23 protein-coding genes are annotated in these 22570 nt (G+C 56.8%); 13 read left to right on the top strand and 10 right to left on the bottom strand.

Annotation, left to right across the window (positions count from 1 at the left end; all coding sequences use genetic code 11):
• Positions 1–48: 48 nt before the first annotated feature.
• Complete coding sequence (locus tag JFU47_RS30670; RefSeq protein ID WP_140892911.1) at positions 49–999, bottom strand: AraC family transcriptional regulator; 951 nt, start codon at positions 997–999, stop codon at positions 49–51.
• A gap of 287 nt (positions 1000–1286) precedes the next feature.
• Here JFU47_RS30670 and JFU47_RS30665 point away from each other — a divergent pair, with 287 nt between their 5' ends.
• From JFU47_RS30665 to JFU47_RS30645, 5 genes are all read left to right on the top strand, one after another.
• Positions 1287–2594 carry an ABC transporter substrate-binding protein gene (locus tag JFU47_RS30665; protein ID WP_201188533.1) on the top strand — a complete coding sequence of 436 codons (1308 nt, stop codon included), beginning with the start codon at positions 1287–1289 and terminating at the stop codon, positions 2592–2594.
• 159 nt (positions 2595–2753) lie between these two features.
• Positions 2754–3680 (top strand): carbohydrate ABC transporter permease, encoded by a 927-nt coding sequence (locus JFU47_RS30660; protein WP_024164558.1) that lies wholly within the window; start codon positions 2754–2756, stop codon positions 3678–3680.
• A gap of 10 nt (positions 3681–3690) precedes the next feature.
• Positions 3691–4521, top strand: coding sequence for a carbohydrate ABC transporter permease (locus JFU47_RS30655; protein ID WP_111450004.1), 831 nt, complete (start codon positions 3691–3693; stop codon positions 4519–4521).
• A 165-nt stretch (positions 4522–4686) separates the two neighbouring features.
• Positions 4687–5784: an ABC transporter ATP-binding protein gene (locus JFU47_RS30650; protein WP_201187984.1), complete on the top strand. Its 1098-nt coding sequence runs from the start codon at positions 4687–4689 to the stop codon at positions 5782–5784.
• 64 nt (positions 5785–5848) lie between these two features.
• Complete coding sequence (locus JFU47_RS30645) at positions 5849–6622, top strand: L-iditol 2-dehydrogenase (protein WP_140895384.1); 774 nt, start codon at positions 5849–5851, stop codon at positions 6620–6622.
• Between the two features lie 114 nt (positions 6623–6736).
• Here the strand turns inward: JFU47_RS30645 and JFU47_RS30640 are convergent, their stop codons facing one another.
• Positions 6737–6949 (bottom strand): hypothetical protein, encoded by a 213-nt coding sequence (locus JFU47_RS30640; protein ID WP_201187982.1) that lies wholly within the window; start codon positions 6947–6949, stop codon positions 6737–6739.
• A 196-nt stretch (positions 6950–7145) separates the two neighbouring features.
• Here JFU47_RS30640 and JFU47_RS30635 point away from each other — a divergent pair, with 196 nt between their 5' ends.
• Positions 7146–7367 carry a hypothetical protein gene (locus tag JFU47_RS30635; protein ID WP_201187980.1) on the top strand — a complete coding sequence of 74 codons (222 nt, stop codon included), beginning with the start codon at positions 7146–7148 and terminating at the stop codon, positions 7365–7367.
• Between the two features lie 149 nt (positions 7368–7516).
• On the opposite strand, the gene JFU47_RS30630 is transcribed toward JFU47_RS30635, so the two are convergent.
• Positions 7517–8734 (bottom strand): DUF3422 domain-containing protein, encoded by a 1218-nt coding sequence (locus tag JFU47_RS30630; RefSeq protein ID WP_201188532.1) that lies wholly within the window; start codon positions 8732–8734, stop codon positions 7517–7519.
• 256 nt (positions 8735–8990) lie between these two features.
• Complete coding sequence (locus JFU47_RS30625; protein ID WP_201188531.1) at positions 8991–10670, bottom strand: thiamine pyrophosphate-binding protein; 1680 nt, start codon at positions 10668–10670, stop codon at positions 8991–8993.
• A 310-nt stretch (positions 10671–10980) separates the two neighbouring features.
• Between JFU47_RS30625 and JFU47_RS30620 the strand changes: the two genes are divergently transcribed.
• The 3 genes from JFU47_RS30620 to JFU47_RS30610 all read left to right on the top strand — a co-directional run bounded on the left by JFU47_RS30620 (position 10981) and on the right by JFU47_RS30610 (position 13206).
• Positions 10981–11247 (top strand): TA system antitoxin ParD family protein, encoded by a 267-nt coding sequence (locus tag JFU47_RS30620; protein ID WP_201187978.1) that lies wholly within the window; start codon positions 10981–10983, stop codon positions 11245–11247.
• On the top strand, positions 11244–12035 hold the full coding sequence (gene map / locus JFU47_RS30615) for a type I methionyl aminopeptidase (protein WP_201187976.1): 792 nt from the start codon (positions 11244–11246) through the stop codon (positions 12033–12035). The genes JFU47_RS30620 and map overlap by 4 nt, the downstream gene beginning before the upstream one ends.
• A gap of 157 nt (positions 12036–12192) precedes the next feature.
• Positions 12193–13206: a GlxA family transcriptional regulator gene (locus tag JFU47_RS30610; protein ID WP_201187974.1), complete on the top strand. Its 1014-nt coding sequence runs from the start codon at positions 12193–12195 to the stop codon at positions 13204–13206.
• 358 nt (positions 13207–13564) lie between these two features.
• On the opposite strand, the gene JFU47_RS30605 is transcribed toward JFU47_RS30610, so the two are convergent.
• Complete coding sequence (locus JFU47_RS30605; protein ID WP_201187972.1) at positions 13565–14488, bottom strand: LysR substrate-binding domain-containing protein; 924 nt, start codon at positions 14486–14488, stop codon at positions 13565–13567.
• A 180-nt stretch (positions 14489–14668) separates the two neighbouring features.
• Here JFU47_RS30605 and JFU47_RS30600 point away from each other — a divergent pair, with 180 nt between their 5' ends.
• The 3 genes from JFU47_RS30600 (at position 14669) to JFU47_RS30590 (ending at position 18510) form a co-directional block, all read left to right on the top strand.
• On the top strand, positions 14669–15961 hold the full coding sequence (locus tag JFU47_RS30600) for a cation:dicarboxylate symporter family transporter (RefSeq protein WP_201187971.1): 1293 nt from the start codon (positions 14669–14671) through the stop codon (positions 15959–15961).
• Between the two features lie 10 nt (positions 15962–15971).
• The gene (locus JFU47_RS30595; RefSeq protein WP_201188530.1) at positions 15972–17441 is read left to right on the top strand and encodes an aspartate/glutamate racemase family protein; all 1470 of its coding nucleotides are present in this window, start codon (positions 15972–15974) and stop codon (positions 17439–17441) included.
• A 193-nt stretch (positions 17442–17634) separates the two neighbouring features.
• Positions 17635–18510 carry an alpha/beta fold hydrolase gene (locus JFU47_RS30590; protein ID WP_201187969.1) on the top strand — a complete coding sequence of 292 codons (876 nt, stop codon included), beginning with the start codon at positions 17635–17637 and terminating at the stop codon, positions 18508–18510.
• On the opposite strand, the gene JFU47_RS30585 is transcribed toward JFU47_RS30590, so the two are convergent.
• The 5 genes from JFU47_RS30585 to JFU47_RS30565 all read right to left on the bottom strand — a co-directional run bounded on the left by JFU47_RS30585 (position 18484) and on the right by JFU47_RS30565 (position 21643).
• Positions 18484–19251, bottom strand: a complete 768-nt coding sequence (locus tag JFU47_RS30585; RefSeq protein ID WP_201187967.1) for a metallophosphoesterase — start codon at positions 19249–19251, stop codon at positions 18484–18486. The two genes, JFU47_RS30590 and JFU47_RS30585, sit on opposite strands and share 27 nt — an antisense overlap.
• The gene (locus tag JFU47_RS30580) at positions 19251–19766 is read right to left on the bottom strand and encodes a GNAT family N-acetyltransferase (protein ID WP_201187965.1); all 516 of its coding nucleotides are present in this window, start codon (positions 19764–19766) and stop codon (positions 19251–19253) included. The genes JFU47_RS30585 and JFU47_RS30580 overlap by 1 nt, the downstream gene beginning before the upstream one ends.
• Before the next feature lie 84 nt (positions 19767–19850).
• A complete protein-coding gene (locus JFU47_RS30575; protein WP_201187963.1) occupies positions 19851–20237 on the bottom strand; it encodes a DUF488 family protein, N3 subclade in 387 nt (128 codons plus the stop codon).
• Between the two features lie 16 nt (positions 20238–20253).
• Entirely contained in the window at positions 20254–20970 is a 717-nt protein-coding gene (gene pcsA / locus JFU47_RS30570; protein WP_134104210.1) for a phosphatidylcholine synthase, read from the bottom strand.
• Between the two features lie 247 nt (positions 20971–21217).
• Positions 21218–21643 (bottom strand): GNAT family N-acetyltransferase, encoded by a 426-nt coding sequence (locus tag JFU47_RS30565; protein WP_123369181.1) that lies wholly within the window; start codon positions 21641–21643, stop codon positions 21218–21220.
• A gap of 166 nt (positions 21644–21809) precedes the next feature.
• Between JFU47_RS30565 and JFU47_RS30560 the strand changes: the two genes are divergently transcribed.
• Positions 21810–22535, top strand: coding sequence for a tellurite resistance TerB family protein (locus JFU47_RS30560; protein WP_140681169.1), 726 nt, complete (start codon positions 21810–21812; stop codon positions 22533–22535).
• The last annotated feature ends 35 nt before the right edge of the window (positions 22536–22570 follow it).

The raw sequence follows: 22570 nt of genomic DNA, 5'->3' as shown, positions 1-22570 counted from the left end.
GAGCGATTACTGCTGGCTGATCAGCGTCGACCGCCGGGCATCACTCACTCAATGGGTTCTGGTGAAAGGCAGGGAGGGGTGAGCACCGTTGCGGTTGAACATCGTCATCGCCGTTTCGCGACGATATTCGCTGGGTGTCTGTTCCATTTCGATGCGAAAGTGCCTGTTGAAGTTGGACAGGTTTTCATAGCCAACCTCAAAGCAGATGTCCGCCACTGACATCTCCGTTTGCAGCAACAGCCTGCACGCGCGCTGAACCCTGAGCTTGCGCATGAGATCGATGAAGCCGTGGCCGGTAATCCTTTTGAAGAAACGCGAAAAACCGGGCTCGCTCATCTCCAGGCGCTGAGCGATAACCGACAGGCGAATGTCGCCTGTGAGCTCAGTCAGTAGATAGTCAAATGCCTTGTTGATGCGCTCGGAACTGCGGGCATCCAGGGTGGGCGCGTAGCACGCGCTGGCGAGCAAGTGAACGTCAGGCGAGGGTGCTTTCATCAGCGCGTTGATCAATTGCAGGAACAGAATCAAACGCTCGAGCCCTTGCGCCGGGCCTATGTCCTCCAGCAGTCGTGCTGCCTGTGCCGCCGTTGCCCCGGTGAATTCCAGGCCGCGACGTGCTTGTTCGAACAGGTGTTGCAGCTCGCCCAGCTCAGGCATCGTTGCGCGTAAGGCCAGAATGGCTGCGCCATCAAACTGCAGCACCACATCGCGCCCCGCCAGGTATTCACCTGGCGCGAGATCGCCTATCCAGTCATGGGGAAGGTCGGGGCCGATGAGCGCCACGTGACCTGCACCGAACGCACCGATGTAATCGCCCGCGACGAGCTTGCCGCTGCCCTGGCGGATCAGATGGATTTCGAATTCAGGGTGATGGTTCCAGCGAGCCAGGGAGTAGGGGTAATCGTGTTCGTACCAGCGAAAGCAATGATCGGGCTCTGGAAGAATGACCTCCAGCTCGGCGGGTCGCTGCTCAAACAGGGCTGCTCGGGAATCAGGCATCTCATGCCCCTTTTTTGTTCTTCGAATGCGACCAACATACGCCTACTCGTCCGGCACCTGCTAGCTCACGTATTGCCTGCAACTGATACTTTTTTGATCTCGGGCCGCTATGCCGCGCTCGGTTAAAAAAGTATCAGATGAGCATCCGCTACGCGTTTGTCCGGGCTTTTTTAAGCTGTTGTAATCCAGTCGTCCACCATTGCCGGTCAGACGTATTTGATCAGCGGTGGTTAACAAACAAAAATAATAGCTCCCGTCGTCCAAGGCGCGGAGCGGAGAGCACTACGATGAACATCCCGAAAGCGCTTTTCCTTTCCGCTGGCCTATCCTTCGCCCTTGTCAGTCAAGCCGCTGAAACAGTGACCATTGCCACCGTCAACAATGGCGACATGATCCGGATGCAGCGGCTCTCCAAAGTGTTTGAACAGCAGCATCCTGATGTGAAGCTCAATTGGGTGGTGCTGGAAGAAAACGTCCTGCGTCAACGCCTGACCACCGACATCGCCACTCAGGGTGGACAGTTTGATGTGCTGACGATTGGTACCTATGAAACGCCGCTTTGGGGCGCCAAGAGTTGGCTCGAGCCGATCACGGGGCTGCCACCGGAGTACGACCTGGAAGACATCTTCCCTTCGGTACGCCAAGGCCTGTCAGTTAACAACACGCTCTACGCCTTGCCTTTCTATGGTGAAAGCACGATCACCTATTACCGCACCGATCTGTTCAAGCAAGCAGGCCTGAGCATGCCGGAGCACCCGACCTGGACGCAGCTCGGCGAATTTGCCTCCAGGCTACACCAGCCTGACAAAGGGCAGTACGGCATGTGCCTGCGTGGCAAGGCCGGTTGGGGTGAGAACATTGCGCTGATGAGCACCATGGCCAACGCCTTTGGTGCCCGTTGGTTTGATGAAAAGTGGCAGCCGGAACTGTCCAGCCCGGAGTGGACAGCAGCGGCGCATTTCTACGTTGATACGCTCAAGAAGTTTGGGCCGCCAGGCGTGTCGAGCAATGGTTTCAACGAAACCCTCGCGCTGTTCAACAGCGGTAAATGCGCAATCTGGGTGGATGCCAGCGTCGCGGGCTCGTTCACCACCGATAAAGAGCAGAGCAAGGTTGTCGACAGCGTGGGCTTTGCGCCTGCACCGACTGAGGTCACCGACAAAGGTTCGTCATGGCTGTATGCGTGGTCGCTGGCGATACCGGCAACCTCCAAGCACAAAGACATAGCAAAGGCCTTTATCACGTGGGCAACGTCAAAAGAATACATTCAACTTGTCGCTAAAACAGACGGCATCACCAACGTGCCGCCAGGCACTCGGCAGTCCACCTACAACGAGGCCTATTTGAAGGCCGCACCGTTCGCGCAAGTGACCTTGCAGATGATGCAGCACGCCGATCCTGCGCACCCATCGATCAAGGCTGTTCCTTACGTTGGCATCCAGTACGTGACCATTCCCGAATTCCAGGCGATCGGCACGTCTGTAGGGAAACTGTTTTCGGCGGCGCTCACCGGGCAGATGTCGGTTGATCAAGCCCTCGCCGCCGCACAGACCTCCACCGAACGTGAAATGAAGCGCGCCGGTTACCCCAAGTAATCCGCAACCTATTGTGGGAGCGAGCCTGCTCGCGAAAGCGATGTTCCAATCGTCAAAGAGGCATCGGATGTACCGGCCTCTTCGCGAGCAGGTCGGATCGCCGCACCGTCGCTCCCACATTTGATCTTCATGCACCTGTTCTTAATTGGTTCTATCGCCATGAATATTTCAACTGCCAAAGCTCACATGGACATTCCCCAACCGGTGCGTAAAAGCCGGTTGGCCAACCCCGGCTGGTTTCTGGTCAGCCCCTCGGTGGCGTTGTTGCTGCTGTGGATGATCGTGCCACTGGGCATGACTGTTTACTTCTCGCTGATCCGCTACAACCTGCTCTACCCCGGTGAAAACGCGTTCGTGGGACTTGAGAACTTCAGCTACTTCCTCAGCGACTCGGGTTTCCTGCCCGGCGCCACCAACACCTTGTTGCTGGTCGGCAGCGTGCTGCTGATCAGCGTGGTGTTTGGCGTGTTGATCAGTGCGCTGCTGGAGGCCAGTGAGTTTCTCGGTCGCGGTATCGTGCGGGTGATGCTGATCTCGCCGTTTTTCATCATGCCCACCGTCGGTGCGCTGATCTGGAAGAACCTGATTTTCCACCCGGTCTCGGGGATCCTCGCCTACGTCTGGAAGCTGTTCGGCGCGCAGCCGGTGGACTGGCTGGCGCACTACCCGCTGCTGTCGATCATCATCATCGTGTCCTGGCAATGGCTGCCGTTCGCGATCCTGATCCTGATGACCGCCATGCAGTCCCTCGACCAGGAACAGAAAGAAGCCGCGCGCCTCGACGGTGCCGGGCCGATCGCGATTTTCTGGCACCTGACCTTGCCGCACCTGGCACGGCCGATTGCCGTCGTGGTGATGATCGAAACCATCTTCCTGCTCTCGGTGTTCGCCGAAATCTTCACCACCACCAACGGCGGCCCCGGCTACGCCTCGACCAACCTCGCCTACCTGATCTACAACCAGGCGCTGGTGCAGTTCGACGTCGGCATGGCGTCCGCCGGTGGCTTGATCGCGGTGGTGATCGCCAACATCGCGGCCATCGTGCTGGTGCGCATGATCGGCAAAAACCTGACAGACAAAGCCTGAGGCCTGCGCCATGACCCTTCAACAATCCCGCCGTCTGCAAAGCCTGCTGCTCGGCACCCTGGCCTGGGCCATCGCGATCCTGATCTTCTTCCCGATCTTCTGGATGGTGATGACCAGTTTCAAAACCGAAATCGACGCCTTCGCCACGCCGCCACAGTTCCTCTTCACGCCCACGCTGGAGAACTACCTGCACATCAACGAGCGCAGCGATTACTTCAGTTTCGCCTGGAACTCGGTGGTGATTTCGTTCAGCGCCACGGCCCTGTGCCTGCTGATCGCGGTGCCGGCGGCCTACTCGATGGCGTTCTACGAAACCAAGCGCACCAAAGGCACGTTGCTGTGGATGCTCTCCACCAAGATGCTGCCGCCGGTGGGCGTACTGATGCCGATCTACCTGCTGGCCAAAAGTTTCGGCCTGCTCGATACGCGCATCGCGCTGATCGTGATCTACACGCTGATCAACCTGCCGATCGTGGTCTGGATGATTTACACCTACTTCAAAGACATCCCCAAGGACATCCTCGAAGCCGCGCGCCTCGACGGTGCCACGCTGTGGCAGGAAATGGTCCGGGTGCTGCTGCCGATCGCCAAGGGCGGCCTGGCGTCCACGGTACTGTTGTCGCTGATCCTGTGCTGGAACGAGGCGTTCTGGTCCTTGAACCTGACTTCGTCGAAAGCCGCGCCGCTGACCGCGTTGATCGCCTCCTACTCCAGTCCCGAAGGTCTGTTCTGGGCCAAGTTGTCGGCGGTGTCGACGCTGGCCTGCGCGCCCATCCTGATCTTCGGCTGGATCAGCCAGAAACAGTTGGTCCGCGGCCTGTCGTTCGGCGCCGTGAAATGAAGATCGCCGACTCAACGCGATCCACTGTGGGAGCGAGCCTGCTCGCGATGGCGGAGTGTCATTCAACAGTGATGTTGACTGACACGGCCTCATCGCGAGCAGGCTCACTCCCACAAAAAAGCCCGCACGGCTCAACTGAATAACAACAAGTGGAGGCCCATCATCATGGCCAACCTGAAAATCAAGAATCTGCAAAAAGGCTTCGAAGGCTTTTCCATCATCAAAGGCATCGACCTGGAAGTGAACGACCGCGAGTTCGTGGTGTTCGTCGGCCCGTCGGGCTGCGGCAAATCCACCTTGCTGCGACTGATCGCCGGCCTGGAAGAAGTCAGCGGCGGCACCATCGAACTCGATGGCCGCGACATCACCGAAGTCAGCCCGGCCAAGCGTGACCTGGCGATGGTGTTCCAGACGTACGCCCTGTACCCGCACATGACGGTGCGCAAGAACATGTCCTTCGCGCTGGATCTGGCGGGTGATAACAAGCAGGACGTCGAGCGCAAGGTGACTGAGGCTGCACGGATCCTGGAGCTGGAACGCCTGCTGGAGCGCAAGCCGAAGCAACTGTCCGGCGGCCAGCGTCAACGCGTGGCTATCGGTCGCGCCATCGTGCGTAACCCCAAGATCTTTTTGTTCGACGAGCCACTGTCCAACCTCGACGCCGCTCTACGGGTGCAGATGCGTCTGGAGCTATCCCGGCTGCATAAAGAACTGCAGGCCACGATGATCTACGTGACTCATGATCAGGTCGAAGCCATGACGCTCGCCACCAAGGTGGTGGTGCTCAACGGCGGTCGTATCGAGCAGATTGGCTCGCCGCTCGAGCTTTATCACCAACCGGCCAATCTGTTCGTAGCAGGTTTTTTGGGCACCCCGAAAATGGGCTTTCTCAAGGCCACCGTGGTTGCCAACAGCCATCAGGGCGTAGAGGTCGAACTGGCCTCCGGTCGACGTCTGCTGATCCCTCGTGATGGAAGCACATTGGGCAAGGGCAACGAGGTCACCGTGGGAATACGTCCCGAACACCTCAGCCTGGATGATCAAGGGCAACTGCCCATTACCACGGACGTCACCGAACGCCTGGGCAGTGACACCTTCTGCCACGTCGTCGCCAAGTCCGGTGAAGCACTCACCGTGCGAGTCAATGGCGACTGCGACGTCGCTTATGGAGAGCAGCGGTGGGTCGCGCTGGACGTTGCGCATTGCCATTTGTTCGATGAACACGGCAAGGCTGTCGCCCCGTTGGTGCGTCGCGCCGCCTGATCTTAATCCTCTCAATGCCCTCGGTTGGGCGTACCCGACATTCAAGAAAACGGATGAACACTCAATGAAACGACTAGAAGGTAAAAGCGCGCTTGTCACCGGATCCGCCCGAGGCATCGGCCGTTCTTTTGCTCAGGCCTATGTTAATGAAGGGGCGACGGTAGCCATCGCTGACATCAACCTTGAGCGCGCCCGGGCCACGGCTGCCGAACTCGGACCAAACGCTTACGCTGTCGAGATGGACGTGACCGACCAAGCGTCTATCGATGATGCGATTGCAGCTGTGATTTCACAGACAGGCAAGTTGGATATCCTGATCAACAACGCCGCATTATTCGATCTCGCGCCCATAGTCGACATCACCCGCGACAGCTTCGAGCGTTTGTTTTCGATCAATGTTGCAGGAACATTGTTCACCCTCCAGGCAGCGGCTCGTCAGATGATCAGGCAAGGGAATGGCGGCAAAATCATCAACATGGCCAGCCAGGCAGGTCGCAGAGGGGAAGCTCTGGTGGGTGTGTATTGCGCGACGAAAGCGGCAGTGATCAGCCTTACACAATCAGCAGGTCTGGATCTGATCAAGCACGGGATCAATGTGAATGCCATCGCGCCAGGCGTGGTAGACGGCGAGCACTGGGATGGCGTCGATGCGATGTTCGCTCAATACGAGAATCGACCATTGGGCGAAAAGAAAAGGCTCGTGGGTCAAGAGGTGCCTTTCGGACGGATGGGGACTGCTGATGACCTGACGGGAATGGCCATATTCCTCGCGTCGTCCGAGAGTGAATACGTGGTGGCTCAGACCTACAACGTCGACGGTGGAAACTGGATGAGTTGACGTCAAAGCCTCACAGGCACTTGCAACGGTTACGCGCCCCAACAAGGTTAAAAAGCGGCCAACTCGACCCACGTCCATGGCCGCTTTTGACGCCAGCCAGCGTCAAGCATCGGGCTAGTTACCGTCTGCCACTTTGCGTTCTATCTCAGCTATTTTCCGACTGAGCTCCTCAGCTTCCTGCTCCCTGGTTCGAGTTGAAGAGGGCGTATTGGTCTGATCGATACCTTTGGCGTCAGGGTCCTTGTCCTCAAGATCTCTTTCGGCATTTGACGCTGCATCTGACGCTGCATCTGAATCGACGTCGTTAACACTGTCATCGTTGTTCATATCGCTAACCTCCATTGACCTGAACATTGGATTCAATGCCATGGCTTGAGTTCGAGATTTTTTGTCGGCGTCGATCAGTTTGGGCAATGAAACGTACCGGCGGTCAGGCTGCCTGAATTCTCCCTCCTGTCGATACTCCACCGTCCGAGGAGCAGTCGCTCCTTAATAGCGGTGTAATCCGCCGGGGGAACATGTAATGCCATCGGTCGAAGACTTCAGAATCCAGTCTCACGCATTCCTGATCGAGCTGGACGCCGCAACGATGGGCATGATGACGCTGGTCTCTTCCAAGTGTGTTTCAGGACCAGAATGGGAAGAGGCGACCAAACGGCATCACGATGCTTACGAGCTCTGGAATGCCTTTCTTAATGTCTCTCCTTCAAGCGCTGACGTCGTCACCCCGTTAAATACTTTGTAGTGGTCAACTAATCCCGGACACGACGTTAAGTTTTTCTTCGGCCCGAGCTGGCGCCAGCCCACCATTGAATTGATGGGGTCGAACCCAGTTGTACCGATGCATCAAGAAGTGGCTGAGTGTCCCAGCAATTCCCCCGGCGATTCACCGCATCAGTGCTCTTTGACTTTCTTGATGCGGAAAATAATCAGCGCAAGGATCGCGATCGCGAGAGGCGTCATGGCTAGCATCGCCTCTCGCGGGGCCACCTCGGCGCCGAGCAGGTGCAACCCTGAGTAGCCAAGCTTGAGCAGGTTCAGCAGGTAGTAAGTAATGGCGATAATCGACAGACCTTCCACGGCACGCTGGATCTTGATCTGTGCATCGGCGCGGGCGTTCAGGCTTTTGAGAATTTCCGAGTTCTGTTCTTCCATTTCCACCTGTACCCGGGCTTGCAACAGGTCGCCCAGGTTGGCCACGCTTTTTGCCAGGTGCTCCAGGCGTTGTTCGGTGGCGGTGCAGTACCTGACGGTGGGTTTGAAGCGGCGTTCGATGAACACCCCGAGGCGTTGGCAATCGCCTACGTGACTTTCCCGCAATTCGCCCAGGCGCTCGTACACGAGTTGGGCATAGGCCTGGGTGGCACTGAAGCGGTGGCGGGTTTTCGCGGTACTGCTGACCACTTGGGCTGACAGGTTGGAGATGTCCGCCAGCAGGGCTTTCGCGTTGCCGCTGTCGGCGTCGGCGTTACGCTCGGAGAGGGTGACCAAGGTCTTGTCAAAGACATCAAGTTGCGCGCTCAAGGTCTTGGCTGTGGTCAACGACAGCGAGGCCATCATGCGATAGGTCTCGATTTCCAGCAGACGGCGGATCATCCGCCCTTGGCGGTAAGCGTTGAGGCGGCGGTTGATGAACAGGATGTGGTTGTTGCCATCCTCGCTGAGACGAAAATCGCTCCAGACCACCGCATCGCCACCCCCCACGCAGGAACCGCACGGGTCCTTGAAACCGTAGTCGGCGAGGTCCAGGCCGGACTCTCCACGCACGACGATCTGCACCGAGTTGATCAGCTGCGGCAAATGCGCTTCGACCTTTTGTGCCAGCACTTCGGGCAGCGATGTCCAGGACAAGTCATCGCAGGATGAAGTGACCACCAGGGTCAGGGTGAAGAACTCGGCGTGGCGTTCCCATTTCAGGGCGTGGCCATCGAGTTGGGTGATGCCCTGGGCGGCATGAGGATCGATCGGAGCAGGGCAGCAGTGCTCCAGCAGCGCATTGCACTCCGGTTCCCCGCCGAGAAAAGCCAGATGAAACACATGGGCCGGCTCGTCGAAATACAGTGACGGGCGCGCGTGCAGTTCGTTGTGCAGGGTTTGTCTTTGCGGATGCATGCTGTTCAGGCCCTGTTGGTATTGTTCTTGGCGTTTGCGATAAAAGGCCTTCAGGGCATTCATCGACTGCTGTTGTTGATGGGACAGGTCGATGAACTCACGAGTCACAAGCAGCAATCCATGGGTTTTCGCAGGGTGGTAACGCACCGCTGTCAATTCAGTAGCGGGCAGGCGAACCATTGTGTGGGAGGGTAGAACTAAAAAAAGGCGCCTTTTACAGCGTGAACCAGGCGCCCAAAACAGAAGAAACTACCGCTCACTTGTTGCTTGATTGTTCTCTGATCTGAGTCAGGCTAAGTCGAGGGGTCAATGCCTCAGGGTCGACTCTGACCTCAATCAAGGATGGCCGGGACATACCAAGGCAGCGTTCAAACGCTGGGGCAAATTCCGACGTGGCGGTGACCACCTCGCCATGCAGTCCATAGGCTTGGGCCAGTGCGGCGAAATCCGGGTTGTGCAATTCAGTGCCTGACACGCGTCCAGGGTAATTGCGTTCCTGATGCATTCTGATGGTTCCGTACATTCCGTTGTTGATCACAATGAAAATCACATTGGCGCCGTATTGCGCTGCGGTCGCTATCTCCTGACCGTTCATCAAGAAGCAGCCATCCCCGGAAAACGAAACCACCACTCTGTCCGGGCACGTCAGTTTGGCGGCCACCGCCGCAGGAACGCCGTAGCCCATGGAGCCATTGGTAGGGCCTAACTGAGTGCGGTATTGGCGGAACTGATAGAAGCGTTGAAGCCAGACGGCGTAGTTTCCGGCGCCATTGGTCAGGATCGCGTCGTCCGGAAGACTGCGATTCAACCACTCTATGATTTCGGCCATTTGCACATCGCCAGGGGAGGGCGAGTGTTGCAGATTTTCGCGGTAGTTTTTGTTCAGGGTGCGCGTCCATTCACTCTTTATTTGGCTGCTCACCGCCGGAAGTTTTGCGGCTGATTTGGCAAAGGTCGACATGCTGCTGTTTATCGCCAGCTCAGGTTGGTAAACCCGTCCCAATTCCTCGATGCCTTGGTGAACATGGATCAAGGTTTGCTTCGGTACAGGGATGTCCAAGGCCGCATATCCGCCCGTTGAAACCTCACCCATTCTGGAGCCCACGACCAACAACAGGTCGGCGTTTTTTACCGCTGAGGACAGCTGCGCTGACGCGGCGAAACCAAGATCACCGACATAGTTCGGGTGTCGATTGTCGAACAGGTCCTGGCAGCGAAAGGAGGCGGCAACCGGGATGTTTTGCTGTTCAGCAAAAAGCCGGATGTCGTGCACTGACTCGGTATCCCAACCACTGCCACCCAGCACCATCAATGGACGCTCTGATTGCTCCAGCAGTTGCTGCATGGCGACCATTTGCTCGGCTGCCGGGGTCATCAATACGCGTTTGAAAGGCCCGGCATCACTGACTTCCGCCATTTCGGTCAGCATGTCTTCCGGCAGTGCGACCACTACAGGCCCAGGCCTGCCATTGACCGCTCGGTGGAACGCCTGGCTGATCAGTTCGGGAATTCTGCGGGTGTCGTCTATTTGCACGACCCATTTCGCCAAGGGGCCAAACATCTGGCGAAAATCAACTTCCTGAAAGGCTTCGCGATACTGCTGATCGCGAGCGACCTGGCCAATGAACAGAATCATCGGCGATGAATCCTGGAACGCGGTGTGAACGCCAACCGAGGCGTTTGTAGCACCCGGGCCTCGGGTCACGAAGCAGATGCCCGGCTCTCCAGTGAGCTTGCCGTAGGCTTCTGCCATATAGGCCGCCCCACCTTCCTGGCGGCACACCACCAGATCGATTTCTTCTTGCACGTCATGCAATGCATCGAGAACCGCGAGGTAGCTTTCTCCCGGAACACAAAAAGCTCTTTTGACGCCATGGATGCGTAAGGCATCCACCAAAATCTGACCTCCGCTACGACGAGAAATGGTTTTATTCATTGTTATCTCCTGAGTCGAATGGTGCGGTGTGAAAGGGTGAATCGCTCTCTTTCTGACAGGTACTGACTCGATCAATTGGAAGAACAACGGCTAACGTCTGCGCCACGAATTCTGAGCATCATCGAGTGGGGGTACAAACGATGATTGCTCAGCACTTCATTCCCTCAGCTATTGAAGTCGGGCTTCAGGTCACCCAGTGACTTTTTTATGCTGCCGCGCACTTCAGTCATGGCTGTAAATCTTGAAATTGCAATTTCACACGACTACCGACTAATATACGATCCATATACATTTCATATTGGATTGGTCAGTGGGTATCGTAAAAATTTCAGAAGCCATGCACGAGAATCTGCGCGTCGCCAGCGATGCGCTGAGTCGCTCGATCAACGCACAAGCCGAGCACTGGATGCGCATCGGGATGCTTGCGGAGTTACATCCCGACCTGGACCACAGCGACATCTGCCGCTTGCTGATTCGTGCCGAACTGGCCGGCGGCCTCGATGTAAAACAGCTGTGCGAACTCGCCGGTTTTTCGCAAAGCGCCCAGGTTGATGCAGCATCAGGAGCCAAGCAATGAAGGCCAATGTAAAGCTCAATACCCCGGCAGAAATAGCCATGTCTCGTGCTGCGGGCACGTTGGCCGCCGAGGTCCTGGCCATGATTGCTCCGCATGTCAAAGCGGGGGTCACCACCGACGAACTCGATCAGCTCTGTCACGACTACATCGTCAACGTGCAGAAAGCCATTCCGGGCAATGTCGGTTATCACGGCTTCCCGAAAACCGTGTGTACATCGGTCAACCAAGTGGTCTGCCATGGCATTCCTTCGGCCACGCCACTCAAGGATGGCGACATCGTCAATATCGACATTGCCGTTATCAAGGAGGGTTGGTACGGCGACACCAGCCGCATGTATTTCGTGGGTGAGCCCGGCCCGGATGCCCGACGTCTGGCAGAGACGACCTATGAAGCGATGTGTGCCGGTATTCGCGTCGTCCGCCCAGGCGCTACGCTGGGTGATATTGGCCATGCCATTCAGAAGGTGGCCGAAAGAGACGGATTCAGCGTCGTGCGTGAATACTGCGGTCACGGTATCGGCAAGATTTATCACGATGAGCCGCAGGTCCTTCACTACGGCTACCCAGGCCAGGGCCTGAAACTGAAAGCCGGCATGATCTTTACCATTGAACCCATGTTGAACGCTGGCAAACGCCATGTGAAAACCCTGGCTGATGGCTGGACCGTGGTCACCAAGGATCACTCACTCTCGGCTCAGTGGGAGCATATGGTCGCAGTCACTGACGACGGCTTCGAGGTTCTGTCCCCTTGGCCCGATAGTGTCGATGGGTATCCCGCCATCGTTTAGGTGCAGCTTGCGAGTGACACAACGTTACGTCACGGCTTTCCGCTGGCCTGATCAATCGCAAAATCGCGCTAGTGGTTTTGAAACTTCTACAGTTAGCATTAAGGTCTATCAACGCACCCAACGACCCGTTGGGTAACGTAACCGAGTAGGTCGAACATTGATCGAGCGACGCCAATTTAGCGGAGGCATGAAGGGGAAAAATCTTCGCTATCTGAATGAGAATCCCAATGAGAAGGCTCAAGTGGTCCGGGCAGGATTTCTGCTGCTTGAGCATTTCTCGCTGCCCGCATTCACGCAAGCACTGGATACGATAGTCACCGCGAATCTTCTGCGACCCGGGTTGTTCTCTTCCCGAACGTTCGGCTTGACCGATGAGGAGGTCATCAGCGACCTGGGCCTGGTCATTCGGCCGGATACCCGTTTCGATGGCTCTACGATCCAGGACCTGGACCTTCTGGTCATTTGCGGCGGCTACAGGACAGAACTCAAAGCGACGGATGAACTCATCTCCCTATTGAGGGCTGCATCAGACCAGGGCGTCATTCTGGCCGGGTTGTGGAATGGCGCATGGTTCCTGGGAAGGGCAGGTTTGCTTGACGGATATCGTTGCGCGATTCATCCCGAACATCGCCCCGCGCTCGCGGAAATCTCCAAGGCGACGCATGTCACCAGTGAGCCCTACGTCATCGATCGAGACCGGCTTACGGCTTCCAGTCCCTCGGGGGCATTCCACATGGCGCTGGACTGGATCAAAGGACTGCACGACAAAGCACTTGTCGAGGGTATCGAGGACATCCTGGCGTTCGAGGAGTCGCGTTATCGGCGTATAAAACCGACTGAAAATATCTGTGTAAGCGCGCCATTACGCGAGGTGGTGAAGCTGATGGATGCCAACCTCGAAGAGCCTCTGGAACTGGAGCAGTTGGCGGTTTACGCCGGCCGTTCGCGTCGACAACTCGAGCGCTTGTTCAAGGAGCAACTGGGCACAACACCACAACGGTATTACATGGAATTGCGGATTACCGAAGCGCGTCGGCTGCTCCAGCACACAGAGCTGTCCCAGGTGGACGTGCTGGTTGCGTGTGGCTTTGTATCGCCCAGCCACTTCAGCAAGTGCTATAGCTCGTACTTCGGATACAGACCTTCCAAGGAAACGCGACTCGTCAAATAGAACGTCTGTTTTCGACCCTTTGCCTATCCTGTTTTGGTTACGGACGGCGGCTTGTCCAGTAGGTATATCGCAAACCGATCAACAGAAGCAGGGTGATCAGGCCGAGGGCTAGCCCACGAGTAATCGCCGGTTTAACGAAGGGCACAGGGTTATCTTGCCCTTTAATGAAGTTTGGCAATTAATAAGCCTGCCAGCTTTGGCGGGCGTCCCCAACCTTGGGGGAATGCAATGCCGGTTTCGTCGTCACGGTTGTCTACTAACCACCGCAAAAGAGACCAAGGCAAGGTCTGGGCCAATAGCCAGGCATTGCGACGAGGCGACCCAGGTCAGCCGCAGGCTGACGATCAGGTGGGGGGCACTAAGGCTGCACAGCGATTTTTTGCGAAGCGATCTCCAGCGTTTTCCATAGCTCCAGCATGGTCGGGTTTTGATTGGTTTTGGAACAGTACGAGCGTATTTCGAGCTGCGTGCTCCACTCGCTGCCACCGGCTCTGACCAGTTGTCCGCGCTCCAACGCCTCTGCAACAGCGCTTTGCGGTAGCCAGGCTACGCCGTAGCCTTCTATGGCCATGTGCATCAGCAGCATCGCCATGTCTGCTTCATAGCATCGAGTGAGCACGCTGGGGACAGGTGCGTTCTTGATAACGATGTCTGCCACTCGGCCCAAAAAAGTGGTGGCGGTGTAAGCAAGATGAGGAATGGGTTTCCCGGCCTTTCCGGGCAGGCGGTGCAACGGTTCACCCCGGCGATTCGGGGCGCATAGAGGGATGAATGAGTCGTGTCCCAGGGTCAGGCTGAGGAACTTTTCGACGTCAAGCAGGATAGGCGCTTCAGGGTGATGGTAAACAATCATCAGGTCGCAATTGCCTTCAGCTAATGCGATGACCGCGTCATGGATATTGGCCGCCACCACACGCGCATTGAAAGACTCATTGTGCTGTTGAAACCGAGTCAGCCATTTGGGCAGGAACGTCATCGAAAGGCTGTGCCCGGCGGTGACCTGAATAGACCGCCCAGGCATTCGTTCCTCTTGTCTGAGCGATGAGCGCAATTCGAGCAGCGCGGCCAGAGCCTCGCGCCCTTGTTCACAAAAGGTTCGGCCGGCCAGCGTCAATTGAATAGGGTAGGTGCCTCGATCTACCAGTTCGACACCTACCCAATCTTCCAACGAGCGAATTCGCCTCGATAATGCCGATTGGGTCACGCATCGGATCTCGGCCGCTCGGGAGAAATTCTTGCACTCGGCGATTGCCAAGAGATCGTCCACCCACTTGATTTGCATGACACTTCCTCAGCCTGCGCTGTGGAAAAGTCTACGCCGCCGATCGCTGACATTCGCGACATTTCACAAACTATTCCAAAACCGCATCGGGCTATGGTGATTACTCATCATCTGCACGTCACGCTCTCCATAGAATCGATCTCAAGCAAAAAAACAACAAAACGACTTGAGGACAGCACCGTGAAGAAAAATAGACTCCCTCGGCACATCGCCTATGGCATCGCATTGGGCGTGCTCGTGGGTTGGCTTTGCCACCATTTCGCAGCAGACGCAAAGTCTGCAAAAGAATTGGCTTCCTACTTCTCGATGGTCACCGACATCTTTCTTCGGCTGATCAAGATGATCATCGCGCCACTGGTTTTTGCGACGCTGGTGGGCGGCATCGCCAGCATGGGCAGTTCCAGATCCGTAGGGCGTATCGGCACCCGAGCGATGGCCTGGTTTATCACCGCATCGGTCGTTTCACTGTTGATTGGCATGCTACTGGTGAACCTGTTCCAGCCTGGTGCCGGGCTCGATCTGCAAGTCAGTCAAGCGAGCACCACAGCGCTGGCGGTGAACACCGGCGACTTCAGTCTCAAGGTGTTTATCAGTCACGTCTTCCCGCGCAGCATTGCCGAGGCGATGGCCAACAACGAAATCTTGCAGATTGTCGTGTTCTCACTGTTTTTCGGCTTTGCACTGGCCGGTGTGAAAAAAGCAGGGTTCACGCAGATCACAACGCTGGTGGATGAACTGGCCAAGGTCATGTTCAAAATCACCGACTATGTCATGGCGTTTGCACCCATCGGGGTATTCGCAGCCATTGCCGCCGCGATAACCACTGAAGGGCTTGGCTTGCTGCTGGACTACAGCAAGTTGATCGCCGAGTTCTACCTGGGAATCGCGATCCTCTGGGCCGTGTTGTTTGGCGCGGGCTATCTGTTTCTCGGTCGCTCGGTGTTTACGCTCGGGAAGTTGATAAAGGAGCCCATCCTGCTGGCGTTCTCGACGGCCAGTAGCGAGTCGGCTTACCCGAAAACCATGGAAGCATTGGAACAGTTCGGTGCGCCCAAGCGGGTCTCCAGTTTCGTGCTGCCCCTGGGTTATTCGTTCAATCTCGACGGTTCAATGATGTACCAGGCGTTTGCAATCATGTTTATCGCCCAGGCCTACAACGTTGACCTGAGTTTTACCCAGCAGCTTTTGATCCTGCTGACCTTGATGGTGACAAGCAAGGGGATGGCCGGTGTCGCAAGAGCCTCGATTGTGGTGGTCGCGGCCACGTTGCCGATGTTCAACCTTCCCGAAGCCGGCATTTTGCTGATCCTGGGTATCGACCAGTTTCTTGATATGGCCAGAACCGCGACCAATGTCGTGGGTAACAGCATTGCCACTGCCGTTGTCGCCAAGTCGGAACCGGATGAGGAGGAGGTCGAAGAACCGATTGCCCCGGCATCCGCCTCGACACGACCTTCCACCGTTGCCGTTTGAGAGTCAGATGATGAGAGCGCCCGCCAAACCCACACGCACGCCATCGCTGACCCGAAAACTAGGAATCATCGGGGGGCTAGGCTCCCTGGCGGGAGGTGATCTGTTCTTCAAACTGGTGAAGTCGAGGGCCGTATTGGCTGATCAGGGGCGCTACCACTTTCTCTTCGAGCAACACCCGTTCAAGGACATTCTGTTGCCACTGGACAGGGTCGCGAACATGACCTCCAGAAAATTCTATGTCTTTCAGGTTTGCCAATCGTTCGAAATCGCTGGCGTGGACGCGATCATGTTGCCGTGTTTCGCCAGTCACACGTTCCGGGAGGAGATTCAGGACGAGTTGGGTATCCCCATCCTCGATATGATGGCCGCCCTGAGCGAGCATATTCGTCATGTTGCCGAACCGGGTAGCACCTTGGGAGTTCTCGCTTCGGATTACGTTCGGCACGCCGGGTTATTCGAGCGATACCTCGGGGCTGACTTCAAACTGGTCTATCCTGCCGGGCAGGATCAGTCGGCCATGATGGAGGCCATGTACGGTGTCGATGGGATCAAGGATGGGCACATCGACGGAGTCCCGTTGGAAGGTGTGTATCAGGCTTGTCTATCGCTGCAAAGCCAGGGGGCCAATCTGATTGTCCCGGGGATGACAGAACTTTCGCTGGTGGCGGCTGACCTCCAGCGCCGTGGGGTAAAGCTGCTCGATATGAATGAGATATACGCGGCGGCGGCCACCCTTTCAGGCCATCAGCCCTCACGCCCGCCGTTCAAACTTGGCATCGTTGGGGGCGTGGGACCTGCGGCGACCGTGGACTTCATGGCCAAGGTGGTCAGACATACGCCAGCAGGTCGGGATCAAGATCACATCAAGATGGTGGTGGAGCAGAACCCTCAGATTCCCGACCGAACCGCTAACCTGCTGTTCCACGAAGCCGACCCGACCATGGCCATGTACGCCACCTGCAAGCGGCTTGAGAGTTCCGGTGCAAATGCCATCGCAATACCGTGCAATACCGCCCATGCGTTTGTCGAACGCATTCAGGCTTACCTGCAGGTTCCTATTATCAACATGCTTAACGAAACCATTGAGGCAATCGCCGAGCAATACGGTTCAGGCAAAACAATTGGACTGCTGGCCACCTCGGGGACTGTCCAGAGCCAGGTCTACCATGACGCCGCAAGGCTCGCCGGTTTGCAGTTGATCACTCCGGGATTCGACTACCAGGAAATGATCATGGACGCGATTTACGGAGAACGAGGAATCAAGGCAGGTTTTACCGATGGGATCTGCAAGGATCAGTTGCTCCTTGTCGCAGAGCATCTGTGTGAATTGGGGGCGGATGTGCTCATTCTGGGGTGCACGGAGCTGCCACTGGTCTTGAGCCATTGCGATGACTTCAAACTCCGGGAACACACCGTTGCGCTAGTAGATCCGACCACCATTTTAGCGATCAGATGTGTTCACTTGGCTCTGCAGTATTAAGCAGGCAATGCCAGGGATCTGAGCCAGTTCAGCGCTTAGGGTTCGGCGGGAAAACTCGTCTGCGTTCTTGCAGACGGGGAAATCCCTGCTTAACTCTGAATTGCTGGTCAGTCGATGACTCAATGGTCACGGTAACCATTCGAGCACTCTCACGCTGTGCGCTTAGTCCAATGGATTCAAGGAAGTAAATGTCATGATGCCGAAAACTGCCATCGTCGAGATCTGCGGGAAGTACAAGGTTTATACCGAGCACTATCTCAACACAGCCGCTGACAAGACCATCATTCTGGTCAATGGCTCACTGGCAACGACCGCATCTTTTGCCCAAACGGTGCGTTACCTGCAGCCACGATTCAATGTGGTTCTCTACGACCAGCCCTACGCCGGTCAGTCTATCGAACACAACCTCCATGGCCAACCGATCCGAAAGGAAGACGAGGCCGCGATACTGCTGGAATTGATCGAACACTTTTGTGCACACCATGTACTGTCCTTTTCCTGGGGAGGTGCAGCTACCTTGCTGGCGCTGGCTCAGCGGCCGCGACGAATCGAGAAGGCGGTGATCAATTCATTCGCAGCGCGTATCAATACACCGATGCGCGATTACCTGGAGAGCGGCCTGAACCATCTGCAGAGTTGCGACCGCCTCAATGTCGGTCGCTTGATCAACAGCACAATCGGCAAGCACCTGCCATCGCTGTTCAAACGCTTTAATGACCGCCATGTCAGAAGCCTGGCCGAGCACGAGTACAGGCAGATGCATTTTCACGTCAATGAGGTGCTGACCCAAGACACCCATTGCTATGTCGCCTGTGCCGCCGCTATCGAAATACCGCTGCTGTTTGTCAACGGCGAATGGGATGAGTACACCTCGGTCGAAGACGCCCGGCTGTTCGCCGATCATGCGTCTCAGTCCCGCTTCCATACCATCAAGAACACCGGGCATTTCCTCGATATGGAACACTCGGCGGCCTTGCATGACACCCGGCAGGCCTTGCTCGGTTTTCTGGATCCAGCTTGCAGGAGGCAGGGCCGTGTTGCCTCAGATATCCAGGTCAATCACGTATGAGCCATTGAATTCCGGATTTTCATTAATGCCATTTTTTGCATAGCCCCGGGCGTTGCAAATGACGCGAGTTTTGCCCACCGGGTAGTCAAAGCTCCCATGGGTATGGCCATGCAGCCAAAGTGCCGGCTGCCAGACATTGATCCTGTCTTCGAGGTCTGAAACAAAACTCGCGTTAATCGGCGAATTCTCAAACAGCGGGCCTATGCTCAACCGTGTCGGTGCGAAATGCGAAACCACCACCGTAGGAGTGGTTCTGTCGCGGGTGAAGCAGTCTTCCAGCCAGGCGACGGTCTGTAAAAAAACCAGTTGGGAAACTGCCGGGCTGAACAGGTCTGGAAAATCTGGCGAGATTTTTATGTGGGTGAAGTCCCGCATGAGCTTCGTAGCCAGATCAACACCCTGTGCCCGATCCTCTGCAGAGTCGAAAAGACGATAGTCAGACCACAGGGTGCAACCCAAAAACCGCACGCCGTTGTGAACATACTCCGAGCGTTCCAATACGTGGATCTGTGTGCCTTCCGACAACCTGTTCAAATGATCGTAGGTAGAAATCAGGTCACTGCCATAAAACTCGTGATTCCCTGCCACGTACACGATCGGAACAGGGCACGATTTGGCCCACTCAATGGCCGCAGCGGGACGGGAGATGTCTCCGGCGAGAACGACAACATCGGCATCCACATCGGGAAAAGGTAACGCGTTGACGGACAAATGGATGTCTGACAGCAAGGCGATGCGCATCAATCAACTCCTACCTGTTTTGAATGGCAGCCCCGCTTAACTGACGTCGAGGCGTCGACAACGGGCGCCAGACGCCGCTCCATAATGATCGTGCGCTCGGCCCCGTGAAACTCGTCGCGGATTTTTCGATAACCCAGCTTGAAGTAAAAGGCTTCTGCGGTAATGGAGGAGGGGACGCGCAATACTTCGATCTTAGCGTCTTGGGCGACAGATTGAAGGGTTGCCATCAACTGCCTGCCGACTCCGCGCCCCTGATGGCCTGGGTCAACGAATACACTGCGCACAACGTCTTGATCAAGACTGGCCGTGGCGACTACACGCTTATCAAGGGTGGCGACGAAGACCTGGCGTTGGCTCAACAAGGCGCGGATGGCCTCGGTAGAAAAGCTTTTCTCCACCTGGGTGATGACTTCGGGAGGGTAGTCCAGGGCATTGGACTGGCGCAGCGATTGAATGATGACCTGGCTGATGGCTGCCGCATCGTCAGGGGTGGCGAGTCGAATCCGGTTATTCATTTGAAGGCCCCAATCCTTGTGTCCTTAGCGAAATCCTTTAGCTCGATCTTGAGCGGCCAATGTCGCAATAGCCTGCGCCAGCGACTATTTGAGCTGTGCACCTCGCGCCTTTAATAACTCCCGCAATACCGACCGATGGCAATGCTCTTCATCTTCGCAATAACAGCCAATGGCCATTGACGTTTGGTGGGACAACGCCGCCAACAAATCGAGCAACTGGCTGGGCGCCGGGTGGTTCATTTCGGTCTTGAACTTGCGCTTGAAGGCTTCCCACGCCTTGGCGTCTTCCGCCGCTTTGGCTTCTACGACCAGTTCTGCACTGGGAGACAGCAGCGGCTGCCACACGTCATAAAAATCCCGGCTGGCAAACTCGGCTTTCGGCACGCCACGCGGCGGGCGACGCACCGTGCCCAGGCGCAGGCCTTCATTGGCTGCGCGCGGCGAACCGAGGCGCACGATATGGATGGGCACGCTCTACATTCCTTTATTACCGCGAGTTTTCGAACCACTCCAGCGCCGTGCGCCAGATGCAGATACCCAGGAAATAAGCCGACATCAGCAGCCAAAGCCCCATCACCAGTGGGTTGATCACCGGATGGTTGACCACCAGCGACAAGCTGCACAGCAGCCAGATGGCCGTTACCGCGATGTTGATCGGCATGAATTTGCGCACGCGGAACGGGTGGAGGAACTTCATCCGGGTCACGGTCAACAGCGCCAGGCCGATGATGGTGAGAAAAGTGATCCACGGTGACGGGGCGATAATGTACAGGCACAGGGCTACCACGTTCCAGGCGGCGGGGAAGCCCTGGAAGTAGTTGTCCTTGCTCTTCATGTTGACGTTGCAGAAGCAAAACAGTGACGAGACCAGAATCAGCGACACGGACAGCAGCAGCGTGTAGTCCGGCAAGGGGATGTAACGATAAATGAACAGCGCGGGGATAAACACGTACGTCAAGTAGTCGATGACCAGATCGAGGATCGAGCCATCGAAACTTGGCAGTACCGACTGAACATTGACTTTGCGTGCCAACGCGCCATCCAGCCCATCGACGATCAGGGCGACGCCCAGCCACAGCAGGCAGTTTGTGGCCTGGTTCTCCAGCAGGGCGAGGGTTGCGAGGAAGGCAGTGACCACGCCGGTGGCGGTAAAACCATGGGCGCCCCATGCTTTGAGCCTGGCGATGTGTAGGGTCGATATCACGGGGGCGTTCTCCAGAAAGTGAAGCAAGCCTGTTATCACCCCTTCAATGGGGGGTGTCGGCAAACCAAGTCAGGTTGCATGTATCGACCGGGTATCCGGGGATAAGGTTCACCATCTGTAAATCTTAGCTGGGCCGCAAAAAAATACCCCGGATAAATCCGGGGTATTAAATGAAACATCGGCGCAGGGCGATACGTTTTACTCCAGCGCAGTGATCGGCGGATTGATCGGGTGCAGACAGGCTCATTCACAGCGCCTTGCTCATGAACACCCGACTCGTGCCTGGCGGGTCGCAAGGCACTTCGCCGAAGCGCTGCCAGCCGTGTTTTTCATAGAACTGCGGGGCCTGGAAACTAAGGGTATAGAGCACCGCCGAGCGGCAACCGCGACGACGGCCTTCGTCCTCGTACGCGTTGAGCAGTCGAGAGCCGAGCCCGGAGCCTCGTAGTGACTCGGGCAAGTAGAACAAATCGAGAAACAGCAGACCGAGCGACGTACGCCCGGTAATACCGCCCAGCACCTGATGGGTATCCGGATCGCGGACCGTGACCGCCAGCGACTGGCGGTCGTTGATACCGGTCATCTGATCATTGAAGGCACTCAGCCCGGCGCTGAGTACGTGCTCGACTTCAGGTTCGATGACGTCGCTGACGACAATCAGATGGCGGTCCATGTGTTGGTTGATCCTGTGGAGGTTAGCGAGGGTGGAACACTCGCAGCCGAGGGTCATCGGGGTCAAGTGCGATAAGGGTTTCACGTCAGCCAAACGGTGGTGGCGCATTTGCCGGCGAGGACTATCGTTGCCTGACTGGATCACTCCAACCGATGAGGACATCGTCATGAACACCAGCGATCTGCTCGAACAACTTCTGCGGGCCGGCCAGGGCTCAATGTCGCAACAGGGTGGCGGTGGCTCGTCGGCCCAAGGTGGTCTCGGCGGTCTCGGTGGATTGCTCGGCGGCCTGTTGGGCGGTGGTGCCGGGTCAAGTGCCGGGGGCGGTGGCCTGGGTGGTTTGCTCGGTGGTCTGCTGGGCGGTGGCTCAACCATGGGCGGTTCGACCCAGACCCGCTCGGGAGGCGGCACCAACTACGCGGCGCTGGCTTCGCTCGGAATGATGGCATTCCAGGCCTATCAAGCCTGGCAACGCAGCCAGGCCTCGGCGCCGCAACAGGCACCGCGTACCGTCGATCTGTTGTCTGGCCCGGAAGTCGAGGACCACAGCCACGCGATCCTTCGTGCATTGATTGCGGCGGCGAAGGCCGACGGACGGATTGATGACGCCGAGAAGCAGATGATCAGCACCGAAATCGGCCGCCACACGGATGACCCAGAGCTCCAGCAATGGCTGGATGACGAAGTTGCACGGCCACTGGACGCCGCCGATGTGGCGCAGTCGGCCACGGATTCCGGCATGGCGGCGGAGATGTACCTGGCCAGTGTGATGCTGGTCGACGATCAGCAGGACGCCGAGCGTAGCTATCTGGATGAGCTGGCTGCGGCGCTGAGTATCGATCCGCAGCTGCAAGTGCATCTGGAGCAACAGGCCAAAGGTGGTGTGGCCTGATGATCGTTCCCAGTTCACTCTGCGTGGGTACGATC

Origin of the sequence: Pseudomonas sp. TH39(2020) (genome assembly GCF_016650715.1) — a bacterium.
GTDB lineage: Bacteria > Pseudomonadota > Gammaproteobacteria > Pseudomonadales > Pseudomonadaceae > Aquipseudomonas > Aquipseudomonas mandelii_C.
Note: the sequence above shows the minus strand (reverse complement) of the source record. Positions and strands in the feature narration are given on the sequence as shown.

Coding starts and splice junctions, on each gene's coding strand:
- JFU47_RS30635 (WP_201187980.1), top strand. CDS start 7,146: ATGCCATCGGTCGAAGACTTCAGAATCCAGTCTCACGCATTCCTGATC.
- JFU47_RS30640 (WP_201187982.1), bottom strand. CDS start 6,949: ATGAACAACGATGACAGTGTTAACGACGTCGATTCAGATGCAGCGTCA.
- JFU47_RS30560 (WP_140681169.1), top strand. CDS start 21,810: ATGAACACCAGCGATCTGCTCGAACAACTTCTGCGGGCCGGCCAGGGC.
- JFU47_RS30645 (WP_140895384.1), top strand. CDS start 5,849: ATGAAACGACTAGAAGGTAAAAGCGCGCTTGTCACCGGATCCGCCCGA.
- JFU47_RS30625 (WP_201188531.1), bottom strand. CDS start 10,670: ATGAATAAAACCATTTCTCGTCGTAGCGGAGGTCAGATTTTGGTGGAT.
- map (WP_201187976.1), top strand. CDS start 11,244: ATGAAGGCCAATGTAAAGCTCAATACCCCGGCAGAAATAGCCATGTCT.
- JFU47_RS30605 (WP_201187972.1), bottom strand. CDS start 14,488: ATGCAAATCAAGTGGGTGGACGATCTCTTGGCAATCGCCGAGTGCAAG.
- JFU47_RS30660 (WP_024164558.1), top strand. CDS start 2,754: ATGAATATTTCAACTGCCAAAGCTCACATGGACATTCCCCAACCGGTG.
- JFU47_RS30655 (WP_111450004.1), top strand. CDS start 3,691: ATGACCCTTCAACAATCCCGCCGTCTGCAAAGCCTGCTGCTCGGCACC.
- JFU47_RS30630 (WP_201188532.1), bottom strand. CDS start 8,734: ATGCATCCGCAAAGACAAACCCTGCACAACGAACTGCACGCGCGCCCG.
- JFU47_RS30650 (WP_201187984.1), top strand. CDS start 4,687: ATGGCCAACCTGAAAATCAAGAATCTGCAAAAAGGCTTCGAAGGCTTT.
- JFU47_RS30665 (WP_201188533.1), top strand. CDS start 1,287: ATGAACATCCCGAAAGCGCTTTTCCTTTCCGCTGGCCTATCCTTCGCC.
- JFU47_RS30580 (WP_201187965.1), bottom strand. CDS start 19,766: ATGAATAACCGGATTCGACTCGCCACCCCTGACGATGCGGCAGCCATC.
- JFU47_RS30670 (WP_140892911.1), bottom strand. CDS start 999: ATGCCTGATTCCCGAGCAGCCCTGTTTGAGCAGCGACCCGCCGAGCTG.
- JFU47_RS30585 (WP_201187967.1), bottom strand. CDS start 19,251: ATGCGCATCGCCTTGCTGTCAGACATCCATTTGTCCGTCAACGCGTTA.
- JFU47_RS30595 (WP_201188530.1), top strand. CDS start 15,972: ATGAGAGCGCCCGCCAAACCCACACGCACGCCATCGCTGACCCGAAAA.
- JFU47_RS30565 (WP_123369181.1), bottom strand. CDS start 21,643: ATGGACCGCCATCTGATTGTCGTCAGCGACGTCATCGAACCTGAAGTC.
- JFU47_RS30590 (WP_201187969.1), top strand. CDS start 17,635: ATGATGCCGAAAACTGCCATCGTCGAGATCTGCGGGAAGTACAAGGTT.